The sequence below is a fragment of the Mesorhizobium sp. M0800 genome (assembly GCF_040320095.1).
Classification (GTDB): Bacteria; Pseudomonadota; Alphaproteobacteria; order Rhizobiales; family Rhizobiaceae; genus Mesorhizobium.
On the sequence record NZ_JAMYOZ010000005.1, the window covers coordinates 196,994 to 218,646 of the forward strand.

Sequence of the window (21,653 nt, forward strand, 5' to 3'; positions counted from 1 at the left end):
CGTTATCGCTACAGGTCCAAGGCGGTTCCTCGAAGGTCACAGCCGCGCCTTGGTGGTGCGCGGCGTTGCCAGGAGCAGGCTTGTTTCGCTGCCGGTAATTCCGGGGATCAACCGGATACGTCTCAGCACCGCATCGAACTCGCTCAGCGTCTGGGTTCCGAGTTCTATCACCAGGTCCCACCGGCCATTGGTGGTGTGGATCGTCGAGACCTCGGAGAAGCCGCCCAGCGCCCGGATGACGCGATCGGCGGCATGGCCTTCGATCTCGATCATCATGATGCCACGCACGCGCTGATCGACCGCGTCGGCGCGCAGAATCACGGTGTAGCCGACGATGACGCCGTCCCTTTCAAGCCGCTCGATCCGGGACCTTACCGTTGCCCGGGAGACACCCAGGCTGATGGCAAGATCGGAAATGCTGCGCCGGGCGTCGTGCCGCAAAGAGGTGATGATCTGCTCGTCGAGCTGGTCCATGATTGCTCACAACGGAAGTAGATACTGCCACTATGGTAAGGCACTTCGACAAATTTGCCAATTTGACATGTTCATTCTGCCAGCGATGCCGGCTTCAATAAAGGCATCGTAATTGGCGGGGTATGACAAATGCATTGCACGATCGTTGGGGCGCCGATCCAGGCCGGCTCAGGCCGCATGGGCTGCGAGATGGGGCCGAGTGCGCTGCGCACGGCCGGCCTGGCCGGCGCACTGACCGAGCTCGGCCATACGCTGACCGACCTCGGAACGATCGTCCCTGCCGACATGCGTCCTGTCGTACACGGCAACGCGGCGGTAAAGGCGCTGCCGGAAATTGCGGCCTGGACGGCGGCAATCAGCGAAACGGCCTATGCCGCGAGCGCCGATGCGATGCCGATCTTTCTCGGCGGCGACCACAGCATTTCGGCCGGCACGCTCGCCGGCATTGCCCGCCGGGCGGCGAATGCCGGCCGGCCGCTCTTCGTGCTGTGGCTCGACGCCCACCCCGATTTTCATACGCTCGACACGACGACCAGCGGCAATTTGCATGGTGTGCCGCTCGCCTATGCCAGCGGGCAGCCCGGCTTCGAGGGCTATTTCCCCCGCCTTGCAGCGCAGGTGGAGCCGGCTCGCATATGCGCGCTGGGGATCCGCAGCGTGGACCTGGCGGAAAGGGATGCATTGCGCAGAGCCGGCGTGACGGTCCACGACATGCGTTCGATCGACGAGCACGGCATCGCGCAACTGCTTCGCGCCTTTCTCGAACGGGTGAGCGCCGCCAACGGCATGCTCCATGTCAGCCTCGATGTCGATTTTCTCGACCCGTCGATCGCCCCGGCGGTGGGCACCACCGTTCCCGGCGGCGCCACCTTCCGCGAGGCGCATCTGGCGATGGAAATGCTGCATGACAGCGGCCTCGTCAGCAGTCTCGACCTGGTCGAGCTCAACCCTTTTCTTGACGAGCGCGGCCGCACCGCCACGCTTTTGGTCGACCTGACCGCAAGCCTGATGGGCCGGCGGATCATGGATCGCCCGACGAGGGGGTTCTGAGCCATGATCGTCAATTTGAACATCGTTCCGTTCGTCAGCGTCGACCGCATGATGAAGCTGGTGCTTGCCATCGGCATCGAGCGTTTTCTGGTCGAACTCGCCGCCTATATCGAAGAGGATTTCAGGCGTTGGGAGCTGTTCGACAAGACGCCGCGCGTCGCCTCGCACAGCATTGACGGCGTCATTGAGCTGATGCCGACCAGCGACGGGCAGCTTTACGGCTTCAAATATGTCAACGGGCATCCGAAGAACACGCGTGACGGCCGTCAGACCGTGACCGCTTTCGGCGTGCTTGCCGATGTCGGCAACGGCTATCCGATGCTGCTTTCGGAAATGACCATCCTGACCGCCCTGCGAACGGCGGCCAGCTCGGCGGTTGCCGCGAAATACCTCGCTCCCGAGGCCGCCCGGTGCATGGCGATCATCGGCAATGGCGCGCAATCGGAATTTCAGGCGATTGCGTTCAAGGCGCTGCTTGGCGTCGACAGGCTGCGCCTCTACGATATCGACCCGGCGGCCTCGACCAAATGCATGAAGAACCTTGCCGGCATGGGTTTCGACATCAAGCTCTGTGCGTCGGCGCAGGAGGCCGTCGAAGGTGCAGAGATCATCACCACGGTTACCGCCGACAAGCGATCGGCAACAATCCTGACCGACAACATGGTGGGATCCGGCGTGCACATCAATGCGGTAGGCGGCGATTGCCCGGGCAAGACCGAGCTGCATCGCGACATTCTGCTCCGCTCCGATATTTTCGTCGAGTATCCGCCGCAGACGCGCATCGAAGGCGAGAGCCAGCAGCTCGATGCGGACCATCCGATCACCGAATTGTGGCAGGTGATGACAGGAAAGGCAGCAGGCCGGACGGACGCCGGACAGATCACGCTGTTTGATTCCGTCGGCTTTGCGATCGAGGATTTTTCCGCGCTGCGCTACGTCCGCGATCAGCTTCAGCGGACCGGCCTTTACGAGGAACTAGACCTTCTGGCCGATCCCGATGAACCGCGTGACCTGTTCGGCATGCTGCTGCGCGCCGAAAAAGTGGCCGGGCTGGCGGTTGCCGGCAGCTGAGCTGCGATCCTGTCGGTCAGTCCTTCTTTTCCTGGTACAGGCGCTCGGTGGCGCGGTCGCTTTCCCTGCGCTCCGCCGGGCCGCGACGGCGCTGCGTGAGCAGGGCGTAGGCGATCAGGATTGCCAGCAGCAGTGGACCGCCTGCAACAACGAGCAACCACAAACTAGTCTCAAACATCGAACCGTCTCCTTTCCTTCACAACCGGGAAGGACCAGAACCGTTCCTCCGTCTTATCGGAGGTCGCCCGCACGGCGTGGCGCGATTCAGGATTTAATGCTTCGAGCGGGGCGTTCCACGCCTTGTCTGCACTCAGGATGCCCTTATCTAGAGTCTTATCATTCGGTCACAGGCACTCTCTGCAAAGTGAAGGGAACCACAAGGGCTTTCCGACATTTGGTTGTTCAAGAGACAAACGTGCAGCCACACCGGCTCCGGGGCTAGGAATACCATGCGTGAGAATCAATCCGACGTCTTCGATCTGTTTTCCGAGGTTTACAAGAATGCGGCGCAGGAGGAGATAAGCCTCCAGCAATATCTGCTTGCCTGCCGCGAGGACAAGTCGATGTACGCCTCGGCGCCCGAGCGGATGGTCGAGGCGATTGGCGAGCCGACCTTTGTCGATACCAGCAAGGACGAGCGGCTTGGCCGTATTTTTTCGAACCGGACGATCAAGATCTATCCGACCTTCGCCGACTTTTACGGCATGGAGGATACGATCGAGCGTATCGCCGGTTATTTCCGCTATGCCTCGCAAGGGCTCGAGGAACGCAAGCAGATACTCTATCTCCTCGGCCCGGTCGGCGGCGGCAAGTCCTCGCTTGCGGAGCAGCTGAAAAGGCTGATGGAGCAGCGTCCGATCTATACGCTGAAGGTCGGCGGCCAGGTCAGCCCGGTGTTCGAATCGCCGCTCGGGCTGTTCGACCCCGACCGCATGGGCGACCTTTTGGAGGATAAATACGGCATCGCCCGGCGGCGGCTGAACGGCCTGATCTCGCCCTGGGCGGCCAAGCGCCTCGACGAATTGTCCGGCGACATCTCCAAATTCAGCGTCGTCAAGCTGATGCCGTCCAGGCTTCGCCAGATCGGCATCGCCAAGACCGAGCCGGGCGATGAGAACAACCAGGACGTTTCGGCCCTGGTCGGCAAGGTCGACATCAGGCAGCTGGAAAACTTCAGCCAGTCCGATCCGGATGCCTATTCCTATAGCGGCGGCCTGAACCGGACCACGCAAGGACTGCTCGAATTCGTCGAGATGTTCAAGGCGCCGATCAAGGTGCTGCATCCGCTGCTGACCGCGACCCAGGAAGGCAGCTACAACGGCACCGAGAATTTCGGCGCTTTCCCCTATCAGGGCATCATCGTTGCCCATTCCAACGAATCGGAATGGCTGCAGTTCAAGAACAACAAGAACAACGAGGCGTTCCTCGACCGTATCCTGGTGGTCAAGGTGCCGTATTGCCTGCGGGTCACCGAAGAGCGGCAGATCTACGAGAAGCTGTTGCGCGAAAGCGAATTGGCCTCCAGCCCCTGCGCTCCGGAAGTGCTCGATATCCTCAGCCGGTTCACCGTTTCGACCCGCCTGGCCGAACACGACAATTCGCCGCTCTACACCAAGATGCGCGTCTATGACGGCGAGAACCTCAAGGAAACCGATCCCAAGGCGAAGTCGGTCCAGGAGTACCGAAACGCGGCCGGTGTCGATGAAGGCATGACCGGCGTCAGCACCCGCTTCGCCTTCAAGATCCTGTCGCAGACCTTCAACTACGACACCGAAGAGGTGGCCGCCGATCCGGTGCATCTGATGTACATCCTGGAAGAGGCGATCAAGCGCGAGCAGTTCCCGAAGGAAACAGAGGCGGACTATCTCGATTTCATAAAGTCGGAGCTGGCGACCCGTTATGCCGAGTTCATCGGACACGAGATCCAGAAGGCTTATCTGGAATCCTATAGCGAATACGGCCAGAACCTGTTCGACCGCTACATCGCCTATGCCGATGCCTGGATCGAGGATCAGGACTACAAGGATACCGATACCGGCCAGATCCTCAATCGCGAGGTTCTGGACAACGAACTGTCGCAGGTCGAAAAGCCGGCCGGCATCGCCAATCCCAAGGACTTCCGCAACGAAGTGGTGAAGTTCACGCTGCGCGCGCGGGCCAGAAACCATGGCCGCAACCCATCATGGACAAGCTACGAAAAGCTGCGCGAAGTCATCGAGAAGCGGATGTTCGGGCAGGTCGAAGATCTGCTGCCGGTGATCAGCTTCGGCTCCAAGCAGGACAGCGTGACGGAGAAGCGGCATACCGAATTCGTGCAGCGGATGATCCAGCGCGGCTACACCGAGCGCCAGGTCCGCCGGCTGGTGGACTGGTACATGCGGGTGAACAAGGCGGGTTGAAGCCAGCCCGGGGTAACATATGCCGATCTTCATCGATCGCCGACTGAACCCGAAGGACAAAAGCCTCGGCAACCGGCAGCGTTTCCTGCGGCGGGCGCGCGAAGAGTTGAAGCGCACCATCCGCGATCAGATCCGCACCGGCAAGATCGCCGACGTGGACGCCGAGCATGCCGTTTCGATGCCGGCGCGAGGCACCGGCGAGCCGAGCTTCAAGGATGCCCGGAACAGCGGCAGCCGCCAGCACGTCCTGCCCGGCAACAAGCATTTTGCCCGAGGCGACCGGCTGCCTAAACCCGGCCAGGGCGGCGGCATGGGATCCGCCCCGGGGAGAACCGAATCGGAGGACGATTTCCGTTTCGTGCTGTCGCGCGAGGAGGTGCTCGACCTCTTTTTCGAAGACCTCGAACTGCCTGATATGGTCAAGCTCAACCTCAAGGAGATCCTCGCCTTCAAGCCGCGCCGGGCCGGCTTCGCCGCGACCGGCTCGCCGACCAACATCAATGTTGGGCGCACGATGCGCAACAGCCATGGCCGCCGCATAGCGCTCAGGCGCCCCAAGCAGGAGGCGGTCGACGCTGTCGCGCAGGAGATCGCGACGCTGGAGACGAAGCCGCAAAACGCCGAGATGCGGCAGCGCATCGTGGCGCTGCAGGAAGAGCTTGAGCGGCTGGAGCGCCGCCGCAAGCGGATCGCCTTTGTCGATCCGGTCGATATCCGCTTCAACCGCTTCGACGCCCAGCCGGTGCCGAACGCCAATGCGGTGATGTTCTGCCTGATGGACGTGTCCGGTTCGATGGGCGAACGCGAGAAAGATCTGGCCAAGCGCTTCTTCGTGCTGCTGCACCTGTTCCTGAAACGGCGCTATGACCGCACCGAGGTCGTCTTCATTCGCCACACGCACGAGGCGCAGGAGGTGGACGAGGAAACCTTCTTCTACAACACTCAGAGCGGCGGCACGGTGGTTTCCACGGCGCTCGAGGAGATGCACCGCATCGTCGAGCAACGCTATCCCAGCCGCGAATGGAACATCTATGTCGCCCAGGCCTCGGACGGCGACAATTTCGTCACCGATTCCGAGCGCTGCATCGCCTTGCTCGACGAACAGATCATGCGGCTTTGCCAGTATTTCGCCTATGTCGAGATCCTCGACGAGCGTGAGAGCCACATCTTCGGCGCCACCGACAACGGCACGTCGCTGTGGCGTGCCTACAGTGCGGTCAAGCTGAGGTGGTCGAACTTCCAGATGAGCCGCATCGCCACGGCGGCCGACATCTACCCGGTTTTCCGCCAGCTCTTCGCCAGACAGCCGGGTTATCAAAAGAGCGCTGAAAGAGGGGGCTGATGGCGAGCAAATCCGGGTTGCTGTTTTCCGGTTCCGACTGGGATTTCAGGACGCTGTCGCGTGCCTACGAGACCATCGAGGCGGTCGCCACGGAAGAGCTCCACCTCGACGTCTATCCGGTGCAGATGGAGATCATCTCCTCAGAACAGATGCTCGACGCCTATTCCTCTGTCGGCATGCCGCTGATGTACCGCCACTGGTCGTTCGGCAAGCACTACCTCTACCAGGAATTGCTCTACCGCAAAGGCGGACGGGGGCTCGCCTATGAACTCGTCATCAATTCCAATCCCTGCATCGTCTATCTGATGGAAGAAAACACCATGGCCCTGCAGGCCCTGGTGACGGCGCACGCGGCACTCGGCCATAACCATTTCTTCAAGAATAATTATCTGTTCCAGCAGTGGACTGACGCCAGCGCCATCCTCAGTTATCTGGACTTCGCCAAGGGCTACATTGCCCGCTGTGAGGAGCGGCATGGCGTCGATGCGGTGGAAGAGATCCTCGATGCCGCACATGCGCTGATGGAACAGGGCGTGTTCAGATATCACCGGCCGCCGAAACTGTCGTCGGAAAAGCAGCGCGAGGGCGTTCGCGAGCGCCTGGAATACGAGGAGCGTTCCTACAATGACCTATGGCGCACGCTGCCGCCTTCGAAGGACGGCACCAAGCCCCGCGAGACGGATACAATGGCGGAGCGCAGGAAATCGCTCAAGCTGCCCGAGGAAAACCTGCTTTATTTCCTGGAGAAGAACAGCCTGATCCTGGAACCCTGGCAGCGTGAGGTCATCCGGATTGTCCGCGTCATCGCGCAGTATTTCTATCCGCAGCGCCAAACGCAGGTGATGAACGAGGGCTGCGCCACCTTCGTGCATTACACGCTGATGAACCTTTTGTTCGACCGCGGCCTGATCGGCGAAGGCGCCATGCTGGAAGTGCTGCGCAACCATTCGAACGTGATCTTCCAGCCGGGCTTCGACGATCCGCGCTTTTCCGGCATCAACCCTTACGCGCTGGGCCTCGACATGATGCAGGACATCCAGCGCATCTCGACCGCGCCGACCGCCGAGGACCGCGACTGGTTTCCCGATATCGCCGGCAATGGCGACTGGCGCCAGACCCTGCTGGACGCCTGGGCCAACCATCGCGACGAGTCCTTCATCCGCCAGTATCTGAGCCCTACCCTGATCCGGAAATGGCGGTTCTTTGTGCTTGCCGATGCGGCCAACGATCCGCACTACGAAGTCGCCTCGATACACAATGAGCGCGGCTACGAGAGCATCCGCGCCGCACTCGCCCACAGCTACGACATCGGCGCCAGCCGGCCGGACATCCAGGTGGTGGACGTGGACCTGCTCGGCGATCGGCATCTGCGCCTGCAGCATAAGGTCAAGGACGGCATAGTGCTGGAAGGCGGCAGCCGCGACGCCACGCTGCGCCATATCCGCAAGCTCTGGGGCTACGAGGTCAGCATGGCTGCGGTCGACGCACAGACCGGCGCCACAGTCCACGAACGGTCGACCAGCCAGATCGGGGAATGACCGAACCGGACTTGCCGGCGAAGTCGGGTGTCGTTGCCTTTACCGGATCACCAACCACCCTAAGTACGCGCGCGCCACGAGGGCATCATTCAGGGAGCAGGAACATGCGCGCATTGATGATCGCCACCGTCCTTCTGGTCGCTGTCACGATGGCGCTCTCACTTGCGCACGCACTGGAATTGCCCGGCAAGTTGCGCCTCAAGGAGGCCACCTACAGATCAGTGCAGGCGATCTATTATCCCGGCTTCACGATCGGCGGCTTTGCCGAGATCGGCGGCATCATTGCCCTCGCCATCATGCTCTACCTGACGCCTTATCCAAGCGCTCGATTCTGGTGGACCTTGGCGGCGCTCGCCTTCCTGCTGGCGGAACATGCGACCTATTGGTTGATCACGCATCCCGTCAATAATTTCTGGGTGCAAGACGTTGCCATGCCGCAATCAGCCGCGACCTTTTTTTCAATGTTCTCTCGAAAGCAGACCGGCGACTGGAGAGACTTGCACAACGTCTGGGAGGCTTCGCATGTCGCCAGGGCAGGCCTGGCGATGCTGAGCCTCGTCTCAATTGCTGTCGCCGCGACATTTTTTGCTGAATAGCGCCAGGGATCAAGACGGCCCTCGTCCGCCAACTTGCCGCCACGAACGCTGCATCCGTCAGATCAGGGAACGGAACCGGCGTACTATCTTAACGTCAAGCGATCCTGCCGTTTCAGCGGTCGGTGCGATGCTTGTTGTGGGCGCTTTCCTGGTGCTCGCCGCGGATGATGTTGCGGTCGTCGGGATCGGCAATGTCCTTCGGGTCCGATCTGAGCTCGGCACCGCGCCGGAACGCCTCGCGCTCTTGCCTGGTCTTTTTCAAATCCGCTTCCGCGTCGAAATCCTTGCCGGCGTTTTTCGTGTTCTCGCGCTCTTCGATGACGCGCAATTGCTGCTCATGAGTCTTTTTTCCGGCCATCGGTGACCTCCTTCTTTTGATTTTCCATTTTCCCAGGGTCCAAATTCGCTACAGCCCGAAAGGATAGGTCTCGGGAAGGCCTGTCCCCGCATGTTCCGGCCCAAGCGGCGTCACGGCACTGGTTTCATCGAACCAGACGAAAGCATCGAACTGGCGGGCGAGCGAGGCGTCCGCATAATGGCTGTGGAGCTCGGTTTCGGGCCGGTAGATGACGCCGATAAAGCGTTCCAGCCGGCGCTCCAGAAGCCGTTCGCGCAGCGTGTCGTCGCGATCGAAATCGAGCAGGAAAGGCGAGACGCCGCTGTCGTGGCAAAGCCGCTCATAGCTGTCGTTGTGGGAAGGCCGAACCGGTTTCACTTCCATGTCGCCGTCCCAGTCGGTGGCGGCGGCCACCGTCCCGGAATGCGTACTGAGCCCGATCAAGGCAACCTCGTCGCCAAAACGCTGGCGGCAGAGCTGGCCGATATTCAGTTCGTCCCTGACGATCCCCATTTCGGTATAGCGGGCATCGCCGATATGGGAATTATGTGCCCACACCACCGCCTTGGCGTTCGGGCCGCGGGCCTGCAGCAGGTGCTCCAGCGTTTCGAACATATGGGTGTCGCGCAGGTTCCAGGATTGCGCGCCGCCGTAATACATGGTGCGGTAATAGCGCTCGGCGGAGGCGACCAGGCGGGCATTCTGGCTCGCGTCGAGGAAATCGATGCCGTCCTGCTGCGCGTAGTCGAGCTCTCTGGAAAGCAGTTCCCGGCATTGCTCGAGCACGGCCTTCTCGCATTTCTGGTAACCGGAGGTGAGTGCGACACGGCCATAGGTGGCCGGGTCGTTCTGCCACGGCGTCAGGCAGCCATAGCGTTCGCGCGCGATCCTTGCCGCCTGCGGATCGACCCGATCGAGATATTGCAGGACCGCCGCGATCGACCCGCCCATATTGTAGATGTCGAGGCCATAGAACCCGGCCCGCCGGGAGGATATGCTGATCCGCTCATTATGCTCTCGCACCCAGTCGACGAACGCCGCGACGTCGGTGTTGCGCCACATCCAGGTGGGAAAGCGCTGGAAGGGCGGATCGGCGCCGGGCCGCGGCGGCCGATGGCGGACGTAGCGGTCGATCGCCGCGGCATCGGGCCAGTCGGCCTCGACCGCGACGATGGTGAAGCCATGCTTCTCGATCAGTCTGCGAGTGATCGCCGCGCGCGCACGATAGAACTCCGATGTGCCGTGGCTGGCTTCGCCGAGCAAGACGACGCGGCGGTCGGCAAACCGGTCGAACAGCGCAGCGAAGGCGGGATCGTCGAAATCCGGAAGCGGTTCGGCGGCGGCCGCTATCATCTGCGGCAGGCTGCTCCTGCGCTGATGCCGGTGCGGAAGATCGGCCGCTATTTGGCTGTCGCTGCCTGGCTCGCCCCAGCCTTGCTCGCCGATCAGCGGAACAAACCGCACGCCGCCGAAATCCTCCTCGGTGTAAGTTGCTGCGCCGGTGCGGGTGACCTTGAGCAGGCGCTGCGAGTCGAATTCATCGCCGACCGGGATGACAAGCCGGCCGGCGACGTCGAGCTGTTCCTGCAGGGCGAGCGGCGCGCCGGGGCCGGCGGCCGCAACCAGGATCGCATCGAAGGGTGCCGCCTCTGGCCAGCCCTTGGTGCCGTCGCCGGTGCGGACTTCGATATTGTCGTAGCCAAGCTTTTTGAACCGCTGCCTTGCCGTTTCGGCCAACGCGGCGTGGCGCTCGATCGTGTAGACGCGTTCGACGATACGGCTCATTACGGCAGCCGCATAGCCCGAGCCGGTGCCGACCTCTAGGACGTGGTCGCCGGCTCCGATCTCCGCCATTTCGATCATGAATGCAACGATATAGGGCTGCGATATCGTCTGACCTTCGGCGATCGGCAGCGGCCCGTCCTCATAGGCGAATTCTTCGAAACCAGGCTCGACGAAAGCCTCGCGCGGGACCTCGCGCATCGCCTGAAGGACATTGCGGTCGCGAATGCCACGGCGGCTCAAGTGGATGTCGACCATTTGGTTGCGGGCATGGGAGAGATCGAGCATCTTTTTGCTCCTCCTATGGGCCTCCGCTACAATCGCCCAAGCTGCTCAACGCCACCTCGGCCGGCTCGTATCTCAGGGCCTCGGCAGTCCCTTTGGATTCAAGCAATGCGGTGCATCTCCCTAACCGTTAGCAAGCCCCGAGGTTCCCCAAAAGACCGACCCGCTTTTGTGTGGCGAGGCGGGTTGCAGGATCGGCAAGCGGGCGCTGGCCACGCCGCCCAAACTTATTTCGAGGCAAATCCTTTCTCCGAGGCGACGCCACTCCAGATAACGACGGACGAGGGTATTCCGGAGGCATTTCCATGAATGACGAGGCTCGCACCACTGCGCAAACAACCGGCCTTGACCAGGTCGATCTGATGGACCGCTACTGGCGCGCCGCGAACTACATTTCGGTTGGCCAGATCTATCTGCTCGACAATCCGCTCTTGCGCGAGCCCTTGCGGCCCGAGCACATCAAGCCACGGCTGCTCGGCCATTGGGGCACGACGCCCGGCCTCAATTTCATCTATGTGCATCTGAACCGGATCATCCGTGAACGTGGTCTCGATGTCCTGTTCATCTGCGGGCCGGGTCACGGCGGCCCGGCAATGGTCGCCAACACCTGGCTCGAGGGCACCTACAGCGAAATCTATCCCGAGGTCGGCGGGGACGAAGACGGCCTGCGCAAGCTGTTCCGGCAGTTCTCGTTTCCCGGCGGAGTGCCGAGCCACGCGGCTCCGGAGACGCCCGGCTCGATCCACGAAGGCGGAGAGCTCGGCTATGCGCTGGTCCATGCCTTCGGCGCCGCCTTCGACAATCCGAACATTGTGGTTGCCTGCGTCGTCGGCGACGGCGAAGCCGAGACCGGCCCGCTCGCCGCGGCTTGGCATTCCAACAAGTTCCTGAACCCGGCATCCGACGGTGCCGTCCTGCCGATCCTGCATCTCAACGGCTACAAGATCGCCAACCCGACGATCCTCGGCCGCATGGAAGACGAGGCGTTGCGCAGCCTGTTCCTCGGCTATGGCTACGAGACCTTCTTTGTCGAAGGTCATGAACCTGCCACGATGCACCGCGAGATGGCCCGCACGCTCGATACCGTGCTCGACCGGATCCACTCCATCCAGGAGCCTGCAAGAGCCGCGGGCTGGAAGGGAGAGCGGCCGCTGTGGCCGATGATCGTGCTGCGCAGCCCAAAGGGTTGGACCGGGCCGAAAGAGGTCGACGGCAAGAAGGTCGAGGATTTCTGGCGTTCGCACCAGGTGCCGGTGTCGAATGCACGCGGCGACGCGGCGCACCGGCAGATCCTGGAAGACTGGATGCGCAGTTACGAGCCGGAAAAACTGTTCGATAAAGGCGGCCATCTCCTGCCGGAGCTCGCGGCGCTGGCGCCGACAGGGTCAAGACGCATGGGCGCAATCCCCTACGCCAATGGCGGCCTGCTGAAACAAGACCTCGTGCTTCCCGACTGGAAAGGCCTGGCGCTCGACGTACCGCGTCCGGGCGGCACTGTCGGGGAGGCGACGCGGACCGTGGGGAGCTATCTTCGCGATGTGATCCGCTTGAACGCCGAGGCCAGGAATTTCCGGCTGATGGGACCGGACGAGACGTCCTCCAACCGCCTCGACGACGTGTTCGAGGTCACGGATCGGATCTGGATGGAGCGGATCGAGCCTTACGACGTCCATCTTTCCCGCGACGGCCGCGTCATGGAAGTGCTCAGCGAGCACCTTTGCCAAGGCTGGCTGGAGGGCTATCTGCTGACCGGCCGCCACGGCCTGTTCTCGTGCTACGAGGCGTTCGTCCACATCGTCGATTCCATGGTCAACCAGCACGCCAAATGGCTGAAGACCTCCGGCGAACTTGCCTGGCGCAAGCCGATCGCCTCGCTCAACTACCTGCTGACCTCGCATGTCTGGCGACAGGATCACAACGGCTTCAGCCATCAGGACCCGGGCTTTGCCGATTTCGTCGCCAACAAGAAAGCCGACACGGTAAGGCTCTATTTCCCGCCCGACGCCAACACGCTGCTGTGGATCACCGACCATTGCCTGAAAACCTACAACCGCATCAACGTCATCGTCGCCGGCAAGCAGCCGGCGCCGCAATGGCTGTCCGCCGAGGACGCGGAAGCGCACTGCAAGGCCGGCGCCGGCATCTGGGAATGGGCCGGGACGGTTGCCAAGGGCGAAGATCCGGATGTGGTCCTGGCCTGCGCCGGCGACGTGCCGACGCTGGAGACGCTGGCTGCAGCCGATATCCTGCGCTCGGGCATTCCGGACCTGAATATCCGCGTCGTCAATGTCGTCGACCTGATGATTTTGCAGTCGAATTCCGAGCATCCGCATGGCTTTACCGATGACAGGTTCGACGCGCTGTTCACCAGGGCCAAGCCGGTCATCTTCGCCTATCACGGCTATCCCTATCTCATTCACCGTCTGACCTACCGGCGCGCCAACCACGACAACATGCATGTGCACGGCTTTCGCGAGGAAGGCACGACGACGACGCCGTTCGATATGGTGGTGCTCAACCAGCTCGACCGCTATCATCTGGCGCTCGCCGCGATCGCGCGCGTGCCGGGGCTGGCCGAGCGGGCGAAGGATCTTGCCGCGGCGTTGCACGGGAAATTGGCTGAGCATACGGCCTATGTCCGCGAACATGGCGAGGACATGCCCGAGATCCAGAAATGGAGCTGGCCGCAAGACACGGCAACGAGGGCCGGCGATTGATGCGCTCGATCCTCGCGCTGAATGCCGGCTCTTCCAGTATCAAGTTCGGGCTTTACGATCTTGAAGCGTCCGCCGAACTGGATCTTGCCTCGCGCGGTTCGCTGGATCTGGGCGATGCGCCAAGACTGACCGCGAAAGCCGCCGATGGGGAGCTGCAGTGCGATCGGCCACTTGCCGCGGACGCATCGCCCGATTTAGCCATCGGCCAGATGCTGCAATGGATCGAGAACGAACTTGGCGGAAGGAAATTGATCGCCGCCGGCCATCGCATCGTCCATGGCGGACGCGAGTTCGTCGAACCTGTCCGCCTGACGCCGACAATTATCGAGGCTCTCGACAGGCTGACCCCGCTTGCGCCACTGCACCAGCCGCGCAGCCTCGCACCAATCCGGGCGCTTGCCGCGCTGCGGCCCGACCTGCCGCAGGTCGGATGTTTCGACACGGCCTTCCATCGGACCATCGAGCCTCTGGTCAGCCGTTTTGCGCTGCCGCGCCGCTATGAGGCAGACGGCATCCACCGCTACGGCTTTCACGGGCTTTCCTACGAATATGTCGCCGGCCGGCTCAAGCAGATATCGCCCGATCTGGCGACGAAAAGAACCATCGTCGCCCATCTCGGCAACGGGGCGAGCCTGTGCGCCATGCGCGACGGGCGAAGCGTCGATACGACGATGGGCTTTTCGGCGCTTGACGGCCTGGTCATGGGCACACGCTGCGGCGCCATCGATCCGGGCGTGCTTTTGTACCTGCTGCTGGAAAGAGGCGTTTCGGGAGAGGCGCTGCAAGACATGCTCTACGAGGAATCCGGGCTGCTCGGCGTGTCCGGCATTTCCGGCGACATGCGCACGCTGGAGGCCAGCGACGACCGCCGGGCTCGCGAAGCGGTGGAGCTTTTCGCCTTCCGCGCTGCCAGGGAAGTTGCCGCCCTCGCCAACACGCTGGGCGGGCTGGAATGCCTGGTGTTCACCGGCGGCATCGGCGAGCACTCTGCCCCGGCCCGCAAAGCGATTTGCGACAGGCTTGGCTGGCTCGGCGTGGCGATCGACGAGGCCGCCAACAGCTCTCATGCCGCGCTGATGAGCCAGGCGGAGAGCAAGGTGGAAGTCCGCGTCGTGGCGACCGACGAAGAAGGTGTCATCGCCCGCCACACGCGCAAGGTGATGGAGGGGCCCGACTGAGGCGGATGGCCTCGAATGGCGGCGCTTGCTCGACCGGCTACGTCGCGAGGGCGGCCGATCTGTTGAACACGATGGTTACCCGCGTCCCTTTGCCGGGGGCAGAATCCACCTGAACCGGGCTTTGGCATTTTCGGTCAGCGATTGAGCGATCAGTGCTCCGAGCTTGCCGGGTTTCGGCCAGGTCTCGCCTTCGCTCGGTTTTTTCGGCTTCGGCGGACATTCCAAGCTTTCGATGTTTTGGGTGGGACCATGATCAATATCAGGTCGCTCGCCAACTGCGAAGTCCGCTCATTGCCACCACGCAGCCAGGCATGGTGGAGAGCCGAGATCGTGGTTGAGAAGCGGCTGAAGGCTCACCTCGAATGGCTCTGCTCGACCAGATGGTATTTGTACCGGTCGCGAATATGCTCGTTGAAGAACCGGCCCTTTGACGAGGCTTTGCGGAATGCCGCGTGGACCTGCGGCGGCACGTCCTCGTAATCATAGCGGTTTCCGCTCGGGACGAACCATACGGAGAGTACCCTCGTCGCCGGCTGGTAATCGATGCTTCTGATCGCAGTTGAAGGCATCCTCGACAGGTCCAATCCACGCCGTCGTGTGAATAACCCTGCACTGAGAGCGAGGTTCCTTGCTGCCGAAGCCAGCCTTGCCGCTACGGGCCGGCTTCACCAAATACGGTTGATGCCATCGCCCAAGACATCGGCTGCAGCCCGCCAGGGCGATCTCTTTGCCGCCGCCGACGACCTGCCGGAAGGATTCCGCTACCGGCCCGAACTGATCACGCCGGACGAAGAAGCAGCGTTGGCGAGCCAGCTCGCAAGCCTGCCTTTTCAGGCCTTCGACTTTCACGGCCATCTGGCAAACCGGCGGGTGGTCGGTTTTGGGCTGCGTTATGATTACGACCGGCGCGAAGTCGTCGAGGCACCGCCGATACCCGGCTTTCTGCTGCCGCTCCGGGAAAAGGTTGCAGCCTTTGCCCGCCTGCCGGCCGAGACCTTCGTGCAGGTGCTGATCAACGAGTACCGACCGGGCGCCGGTATCGGCTGGCACCGCGACAAGCCTCATTTCGAGGCCGTCGCCGGTGTTTCCCTGCTGGCCGCCTGCAGCTTTCGGCTGCAGCGGAAAAACGGCACGCGATGGGACCGCAAGACGGTCACCGTCGAGCCAAGATCGGCCTATCTGATGACGGGCGCCGCGCGCAACGAATGGGAGCACAGCATTCCGCCGGTTGCGGAGCACCGCTATTCGATCACCTTGCGCACGCTGCGGCCGCAACGCGCTTAAAGCAGAGCGGTGAGGAAGCCCGAGCACTGCCCTAAGAACTGGGCTGAAACAAATTCATCCGTCGCCATGCCGGCCGGCAAAGTCCGCCAGCATGGCGCGCTGGCCTTTCAGGATCTTGAGGTTGGCTTCAGGCAGGGAGAACCAGCCCGCTTTGTCGACTTCGGCAAATTCCTTCATCGAGCCGGACCTTGGCGGCCATTCCATGGCGAAGGTGTTGCTGCTGATGGCGTCGCTGTCGAAATCCGCCTCGACGCACCATGCGATGACGAGCTTGCCGCCCGGCTGCCTGTAGCTGCCAAGGCTTTCGAAATCCCCGTCGATGGCAAGACCGAGTTCCTCTTCGGCCTCGCGTTTTGCTGCCGCCAGCTCGTCCTCGTTCTCGTCGACCAAGCCCTTCGGGATCGACCATGCGCCGTCGTCCTTCTTCGCCCAGAATGGTCCGCCCGGATGCACCAGCAAGATCTGGAGATGTCCTTCCCTTCGGCGAAAGATCAGCAATCCTGCGCTGCGTTGGGCCATTCCGCTATTCCCCTGACGAAAATGAAACGAACGTCCGGGCCGGCATATGGAACAGCCTGCCATGGCGGAACGATTTCCGCGCGCAGCCGTTCCGTCCGTTCGACAAATGAGTGATCGACATGGCGACGCCGCGAGCTGCCTGGAAGGGCTTTATGAAAGTCGGATCGGTTTCCTGTGGCGTCAAGATCATCGGTGCCGTCAGCGAGGCCGAGAAAGTGCATTTCAGGATCCTGAACCGCAAAGACGGTCTCCCGGTCAAGAGCGCCTATCTAGACGAGGAGACCGGCGACACGGTCGAGGCGGCCGAGCAGGTAAAAGGCTATGAGGTCGAAAAGGGTGAGTTCATCCATATAGAGCCGGACGAAATCAAGAAACTGAAGATGGTATCGCAGCATACGCTCGAAATCGGCGAGTTCGTGCCTGCCGCCGAAATCGACGCACGCTACCTCGAAAAACCCTACTATCTCGTTCCGGCCGACGCGCCCTCCACGGAGGCTTTCGCGGTGATCCGGGACGCCATGGCCAGGAAAAAGGTAGCAGCCCGCTCCTGCGTCGTGCTCTATCAGCGAGGCCGAGAGGTGCTGATCCAGCCGCTGGGCAAGGGCATGGTAATGACGGAATTACGCAACCACAATGAAGTGGTCGCGGCGGACGCGGTGTTCGAAGGGCTGAAGGCTCGCAAGGTCGATCCCGAGATGCTGGAAATCGCGCAATTGCTGATCGACAAGAAGCCGGCCAAATTCGACCCGTCGAAGTTCGACGATACTTATGAAAAGGCGCTGGTTGCAATGATCGAGGCCAAGCGCAAGGGCAAGAAACCGCCCAAGCCGGCACCTGAGCCCAAGACGAACGTCATCAATCTCGCCGATGTTCTGCGCAAAAGCCTGGCGCAGGAAGGCGGCAAGGCTCCCAGCAAAAAGCCGAGAACGGCCCCGAAACGCAAATCAGCCTGAATGTCCGAAAGCGGATCGAACGGAACCGAAAACGCTCGCGCGCATTTAGATGACGTAGCAATCCGTCGGCAAGCCAAGCGGAGCGGGGGACTGGTGGACGTCGTTGAACTAAGGACTGGCGGGATCCCGCAAGTTTCCTCCGCCGATCTGATGCAGGCGTTGCCTGTGGCCGTCTACACCACCGACAAACAAGGCTACATCACCTTCTTCAACGAACCCGCTGCCGATCTCTGGGGATATCGTCCGGTTATCGGCCAGGATCGCTGGTGCGGGTCATGGAAGCTTCGCCACCTCGACGGGCGACCGATGGCGCATGACGAGTGTCCAATGGCCGTTGCCTTGCTCGAGGAGCGGGACGTTCGTGGGGGCCGAGCCATCGCCGAGCGGCCGGACGGCCAACTCATCCCGTTCAGTGCGCATCCGGTCCTGCTTCGCAATGAAGCCGGCGAGGTTGTCGGCGCCATCAACACCCTGCTCGACCTGCGCGTGCAGACGCTGGCCGACGACGCCGGCATAAGGCTCGCCGCCATCGTCGAATCCTCGATGGACGCCATCGTGTCCAAAGACCTGAACGGCATTATCACCAGCTGGAACGACGCGGCACAGCGCCTGTTCGGCTATACGCCCGCCGAGGCGATCGGGCGCCCGGTGACGATCCTCATCCCGCCCGACCATCTGGATGAGGAAGCCATGATCATCAGCCGCATTCGCGCCGGCGAACGGATTCCTTCATACGAGACTATCCGGCAGCGCAAGGACGGCACCTTGGTTCCGGTTTCGCTCACCATCTCGCCGATACGCGACGGCATCGGGCGTATCATCGGCGCCTCCAAGATCGCGCGCGACATCAGCCCCCACAAGGAAAGCGAACGGCGCATCCGCACACTCATGCGCGAAGTCAACCATCGCGTTAAAAACCAGTATTCGGTGATCGTCTCGATGATCCGCGAGACCAGCAAGCTGGCGGGGACGCCAGAGGCTTTCCTTTCACAGGTCCGGGAACGCATCATGGCGCTATCGGAATCGCACGACCTCCTGGTCGATGCGGAATGGCGTGGCGCGACCATCGGCGAATTGATCCATGCCCAGACCAAGGCCTTCGCGACACAGGCCCGGCTGTCGATGAGCGGGCCGATGATCATGCTGCAGCCGAACGCGGTGCAATATCTCGGCATCGCCTTTCACGAGCTGGCCACCAATTCGGTAAAGCACGGAGCGCTGTCGCGCCATGACGGACGGGTCGAGGTCGAATGGACCGTGACGCCCGCCGCCGATGGCAGCGATGGCTTCCGCCTTGTCTGGCGGGAGCTGGACGGACCATTGGTGGATGAAAACACGCGACGCGGTTTCGGAACGGTTGTGCTCAAACGCGTCACGCCGCAGGCGCTCAGCGGCACCGGCCGCCTGGAATTCGCCAGGCGCGGCGTCGCCTGGACGCTGGAAGCGCCGCTGCGCTTCGTGCAGATGTCGACGGCTGGCATCGCGGCTGATTGAAGGCCGCTACACCGGCCGCGGCTTGGCGACCGTGTGGCAGCACAATCCCCATGGAGGCAACCAGGAGGAGCAGCGATGAGTTGGCTGGGCATCTGGCAAAACCAGTACGGGTCGGTGGTCGAACTGACCAGCGAAGAGGGCGGACGGATCAGCGGAACCTTCAGGACGGCGCTGGAGGACAGCGCCTTTTTCGGCATGACGGTGCCGCTGTTCGGAGCCTGCCATGGAGATGTCATCGGCTTCACCTGCGCGGCCGAAGGGCGGGTCGGAGCCGCAGCGGTGAGCTATACCGGCATTCTCAGGGATGGGAAGCTGGAGATGCTGTGGCACACCGTTGCGGATGCCGCTCTGTCGGCGGAAAAGGAAGGTGCCCCGGCCCGAGCCAGGAAACTGCCCGCCTGGCGCGCCTTTGGAACCAGCCTCGACAGTTTTGAACGCGTCTCCTGACGTGTCGGGCCCGCCGCCGCGGCATTCAGCTCGCAAGTGAGGCAGCAGGGTTCCCGCGGTGCATCGGAACTCGCGCTGACCATGGCGCGTTAGCCAGGACATGCGCTGTTCGTTACGGGGTCGACCCAATGAGCGTGCTTTATCGCGCAGCGAAAATCGCCGAACAGGCTCATGCCGGGCAGACGGACAGGACAGGGCGGCCTTATATCGAACATTGCCGCCGGGTCGTCGATGCCGTCGAAACGCTCGACCAGAAAGCCATCGCCTATCTTCACGACGTCATCGAAAAAGGCGACGGCTGGAACCGCGACCGGCTTGAGGCGGCCGGGTTCGGGCCGACCATCGTATCGGCCGTCGACGCCATGACGCGGCTGCCGAACGAGGGCGATGCCGCGTTCGTTCGCAGGGCTGCGGCCAACCCGCTGGCATTGCCGGTCAAGCACGCCGATCTCGCCGACAATCTATGGCAGGCACGGCAGATCGGTGCCTCGACAGCGAAATACGAAGACGGCCTGCGCATTCTCAGGGAAGAGTTCGCGAGCTGACGGACAGCTAGCGGCTGTCGCCGATGTGGGTCTACTCGGTGACGTGCGGCGTGTGCCGCTTGTCTTCCGCGGGATCGGCGTCGATCCGCGCCCTGCCGGGATCGAACGCACCATGGCGGGCGATCGCCAATGCCGGGGTGTCGGGCGTCTCGTAGGCCCACATGAAGTCTTCTGCCGACGAACCGACCGCATGAACACGCCAATAGCTTGCCGTGCCCTTCAGCGGGCCGTGGCTCGTCGTGTTCGTCTTCTCCAAGAGGTCGAAATAGATGTCCTCGAAGGGTATGTAGAAAACAGGATCATGGCCGTCTTCATAGAGCACCTTTGCCCGCTCGCTCGACGCAATAATGGCATCGGAGAACCGGACGGTCACGGTTCCATCAAACGGGACAATCCTGAGCGGGCCTGGGCGGGGGGCGGAATCTGCGGCTAAGGACTGCATTCGACTTCTCCGTTGACTGCGCTGCCTTCCCGAAACGTACTATCGCCGGTCAGGGTTCCAGTTCTACGCTTCTCCTCTTCCGAAACTGTCGAGGAACCCGACAAGGTGATCGGCAACGCGCTCGGGTGCTTCGCGCGTCGGAAAGTGGCCGATGCCAGCCAGAAGCTGGCGCTCGTAATGGCCCGTGAAGTATCGTTCCTTGCCTTCGGACGATTGCGGCAGCACAACGCGGTCGGCATCGCCGTGGATCGTCAGAGTAGGCGCGGGAATGGACTTGGCGGAAATCTGGCGCCGGGCAAGATCGGCGTAGCGCGGATCGGGATCGGCTTCGCCCCAGCGAACCCTGTAGCAGTGCAACGTCACGTCGGCCCAATCGGGATTTTCGAAGGAAGCGGAAACGCTGTCAAAAAGCTCTTCCTCGAACCAGCCGGGCGGGCTCCAGCTTTCCCATTGAAAATGCGCGAACGCCTTGCCTTGCTGGCGAACGATCTCGGCGCCGCGATCCGTTGCCATGAACCATTGGTACCAGAATGCCCTGACCTGGTCCAACGGCGGCGTTGCGAATTCGCCCGGCTGCCAGCCAAGCGACAATGCCGAGCAGCAGCGTATCCGTTCGGGAAATACCGAGGCGAGCAGGTAAGCGATCCGAGCGCCCCAATCGTGGCCGACGACCGCAAAACGGCCGAGGGCAAATGCGTCGGCGAAATCGATCACGTCCTGAGCCATGGCGGCAATTTCACCGGATCGCATGGTCTCGTCCGACAGGAAGGTGGTTTTGCCGAACCCACGCAGCCACGGCGCAAAGGTGCGGAAGCCAGCACGATGCAGGACAGGCGCAATGCGCGTGAAGGTGGTTGCGTCGTCCGGCCAGCCGTGGAGAAGCAGGACGGGCGCGCCGGCTCCAGGGCCGCCAGCGATGTACGCGATGCGCAGCAACGGCGTGGTGCAGAAGGCGGGTGTTTCCATGATCCGGCCATCCCGTTTCGATCACGCCGCATGGCGTCAGATCGTTTTCGGCGCAAGTTTGCTGAACCGCGCGCGGCTGCGATTGTTCCATGACAGAGGCAGACTTCCGGTGAAACCTCACCGCTGCTCGCGGTGGAAGAAGACCGACGGGAACGGTTCTGCAAGGTCGTCGTTGTTTCAGACCTCCGCACGCGCCATAATCGCAATGGCCGCCACTCGCCGACTCAACAGCAA

21 protein-coding genes and 1 pseudogene are annotated in these 21,653 nt (G+C 62.2%); 13 read left to right on the forward strand and 9 right to left on the reverse strand.

Going from position 1 to position 21,653, the window contains the following annotated elements; all coding sequences use genetic code 11:
- Nucleotides 1-36: 36 nt before the first annotated feature.
- Complete coding sequence (locus NKI18_RS09400) at nt 37-474, reverse strand: Lrp/AsnC family transcriptional regulator (protein WP_292655471.1); 438 nt, start codon at nt 472-474, stop codon at nt 37-39.
- Nucleotides 475-603: 129 nt separating this feature from the next.
- On the opposite strand from NKI18_RS09400, the gene rocF reads away from it, so the two are divergent.
- Together rocF and ocd are read left to right on the forward strand one after the other, a co-directional pair.
- The gene (gene rocF / locus NKI18_RS09405) at nt 604-1,524 is read left to right on the forward strand and encodes an arginase (protein WP_352449542.1); all 921 of its coding nucleotides are present in this window, start codon (nt 604-606) and stop codon (nt 1,522-1,524) included.
- Nucleotides 1,525-1,527: 3 nt separating this feature from the next.
- Nucleotides 1,528-2,595, forward strand: coding sequence for an ornithine cyclodeaminase (ocd, locus tag NKI18_RS09410; RefSeq protein WP_352617769.1), 1,068 nt, complete (start codon nt 1,528-1,530; stop codon nt 2,593-2,595).
- Nucleotides 2,596-2,611: 16 nt separating this feature from the next.
- On the opposite strand, the gene NKI18_RS09415 is transcribed toward ocd, so the two are convergent.
- Nucleotides 2,612-2,773 (reverse strand): hypothetical protein, encoded by a 162-nt coding sequence (locus NKI18_RS09415; RefSeq protein WP_023677058.1) that lies wholly within the window; start codon nt 2,771-2,773, stop codon nt 2,612-2,614.
- A 271-nt stretch (nt 2,774-3,044) separates the two neighbouring features.
- Here NKI18_RS09415 and NKI18_RS09420 point away from each other — a divergent pair, with 271 nt between their 5' ends.
- The 4 genes from NKI18_RS09420 to NKI18_RS09435 are packed head-to-tail and all read left to right on the forward strand — an operon-like array spanning nt 3,045 to nt 8,470.
- Nucleotides 3,045-4,994, forward strand: a complete 1,950-nt coding sequence (locus NKI18_RS09420) for a PrkA family serine protein kinase (protein WP_023677059.1) — start codon at nt 3,045-3,047, stop codon at nt 4,992-4,994.
- A gap of 19 nt (nt 4,995-5,013) precedes the next feature.
- On the forward strand, nt 5,014-6,336 hold the full coding sequence (locus NKI18_RS09425) for a YeaH/YhbH family protein (protein ID WP_023677060.1): 1,323 nt from the start codon (nt 5,014-5,016) through the stop codon (nt 6,334-6,336).
- Nucleotides 6,336-7,874: a SpoVR family protein gene (locus NKI18_RS09430; protein WP_023677061.1), complete on the forward strand. Its 1,539-nt coding sequence runs from the start codon at nt 6,336-6,338 to the stop codon at nt 7,872-7,874. The genes NKI18_RS09425 and NKI18_RS09430 overlap by 1 nt, the downstream gene beginning before the upstream one ends.
- Nucleotides 7,871-8,470 carry a DUF1772 domain-containing protein gene (locus tag NKI18_RS09435; RefSeq protein ID WP_353019481.1) on the forward strand — a complete coding sequence of 200 codons (600 nt, stop codon included), beginning with the start codon at nt 7,871-7,873 and terminating at the stop codon, nt 8,468-8,470. The genes NKI18_RS09430 and NKI18_RS09435 overlap by 4 nt, the downstream gene beginning before the upstream one ends.
- Nucleotides 8,471-8,582: 112 nt before the next feature.
- On the opposite strand, the gene NKI18_RS09440 is transcribed toward NKI18_RS09435, so the two are convergent.
- Complete coding sequence (locus NKI18_RS09440) at nt 8,583-8,828, reverse strand: hypothetical protein (protein WP_023677063.1); 246 nt, start codon at nt 8,826-8,828, stop codon at nt 8,583-8,585.
- A gap of 48 nt (nt 8,829-8,876) precedes the next feature.
- On the reverse strand, nt 8,877-10,877 hold the full coding sequence (locus NKI18_RS09445) for a protein-L-isoaspartate(D-aspartate) O-methyltransferase (RefSeq protein ID WP_352617775.1): 2,001 nt from the start codon (nt 10,875-10,877) through the stop codon (nt 8,877-8,879).
- Nucleotides 10,878-11,179: 302 nt separating this feature from the next.
- On the opposite strand from NKI18_RS09445, the gene NKI18_RS09450 reads away from it, so the two are divergent.
- Together NKI18_RS09450 and NKI18_RS09455 are read left to right on the forward strand one after the other, a co-directional pair.
- Nucleotides 11,180-13,591, forward strand: coding sequence for a phosphoketolase family protein (locus tag NKI18_RS09450; protein ID WP_352617778.1), 2,412 nt, complete (start codon nt 11,180-11,182; stop codon nt 13,589-13,591).
- Nucleotides 13,588-14,769 (forward strand): acetate/propionate family kinase, encoded by a 1,182-nt coding sequence (locus NKI18_RS09455; protein WP_353019545.1) that lies wholly within the window; start codon nt 13,588-13,590, stop codon nt 14,767-14,769. The genes NKI18_RS09450 and NKI18_RS09455 overlap by 4 nt, the downstream gene beginning before the upstream one ends.
- Nucleotides 14,770-14,806: 37 nt before the next feature.
- On the opposite strand, the pseudogene NKI18_RS09460 reads toward NKI18_RS09455, so the two are convergent.
- Nucleotides 14,807-14,961: pseudogene (locus tag NKI18_RS09460) on the reverse strand (histidine kinase); the annotation flags it as partial.
- Between the two features lie 161 nt (nt 14,962-15,122).
- Nucleotides 15,123-15,338, reverse strand: a complete 216-nt coding sequence (locus tag NKI18_RS09465; RefSeq protein WP_352588791.1) for a KTSC domain-containing protein — start codon at nt 15,336-15,338, stop codon at nt 15,123-15,125.
- 112 nt (nt 15,339-15,450) lie between these two features.
- Here NKI18_RS09465 and NKI18_RS09470 point away from each other — a divergent pair, with 112 nt between their 5' ends.
- Nucleotides 15,451-16,053 carry an alpha-ketoglutarate-dependent dioxygenase AlkB gene (locus NKI18_RS09470; RefSeq protein WP_352617783.1) on the forward strand — a complete coding sequence of 201 codons (603 nt, stop codon included), beginning with the start codon at nt 15,451-15,453 and terminating at the stop codon, nt 16,051-16,053.
- Between the two features lie 54 nt (nt 16,054-16,107).
- Here NKI18_RS09470 and NKI18_RS09475 read toward each other — a convergent pair whose 3' ends face one another.
- On the reverse strand, nt 16,108-16,572 hold the full coding sequence (locus tag NKI18_RS09475) for an NUDIX hydrolase (RefSeq protein WP_352617786.1): 465 nt from the start codon (nt 16,570-16,572) through the stop codon (nt 16,108-16,110).
- Between the two features lie 119 nt (nt 16,573-16,691).
- Between NKI18_RS09475 and ku the strand changes: the two genes are divergently transcribed.
- The 4 genes from ku (at nt 16,692) to NKI18_RS09495 (ending at nt 20,011) form a co-directional block, all read left to right on the forward strand.
- Nucleotides 16,692-17,525, forward strand: coding sequence for a non-homologous end joining protein Ku (gene ku / locus NKI18_RS09480; protein ID WP_352571853.1), 834 nt, complete (start codon nt 16,692-16,694; stop codon nt 17,523-17,525).
- 93 nt (nt 17,526-17,618) lie between these two features.
- The gene (locus NKI18_RS09485) at nt 17,619-19,019 is read left to right on the forward strand and encodes a PAS domain-containing HWE histidine kinase family protein (RefSeq protein ID WP_352617789.1); all 1,401 of its coding nucleotides are present in this window, start codon (nt 17,619-17,621) and stop codon (nt 19,017-19,019) included.
- Between the two features lie 75 nt (nt 19,020-19,094).
- On the forward strand, nt 19,095-19,466 hold the full coding sequence (locus NKI18_RS09490) for an avidin/streptavidin family protein (RefSeq protein WP_352539868.1): 372 nt from the start codon (nt 19,095-19,097) through the stop codon (nt 19,464-19,466).
- Between the two features lie 128 nt (nt 19,467-19,594).
- Complete coding sequence (locus NKI18_RS09495; RefSeq protein ID WP_352617792.1) at nt 19,595-20,011, forward strand: HD domain-containing protein; 417 nt, start codon at nt 19,595-19,597, stop codon at nt 20,009-20,011.
- Between the two features lie 31 nt (nt 20,012-20,042).
- Here the strand turns inward: NKI18_RS09495 and NKI18_RS09500 are convergent, their stop codons facing one another.
- Nucleotides 20,043-20,453 (reverse strand): DUF427 domain-containing protein, encoded by a 411-nt coding sequence (locus tag NKI18_RS09500; RefSeq protein ID WP_352473066.1) that lies wholly within the window; start codon nt 20,451-20,453, stop codon nt 20,043-20,045.
- A gap of 63 nt (nt 20,454-20,516) precedes the next feature.
- Entirely contained in the window at nt 20,517-21,419 is a 903-nt protein-coding gene (locus NKI18_RS09505) for an alpha/beta fold hydrolase (RefSeq protein WP_352617794.1), read from the reverse strand.
- Nucleotides 21,420-21,653 lie beyond the last annotated feature (234 nt).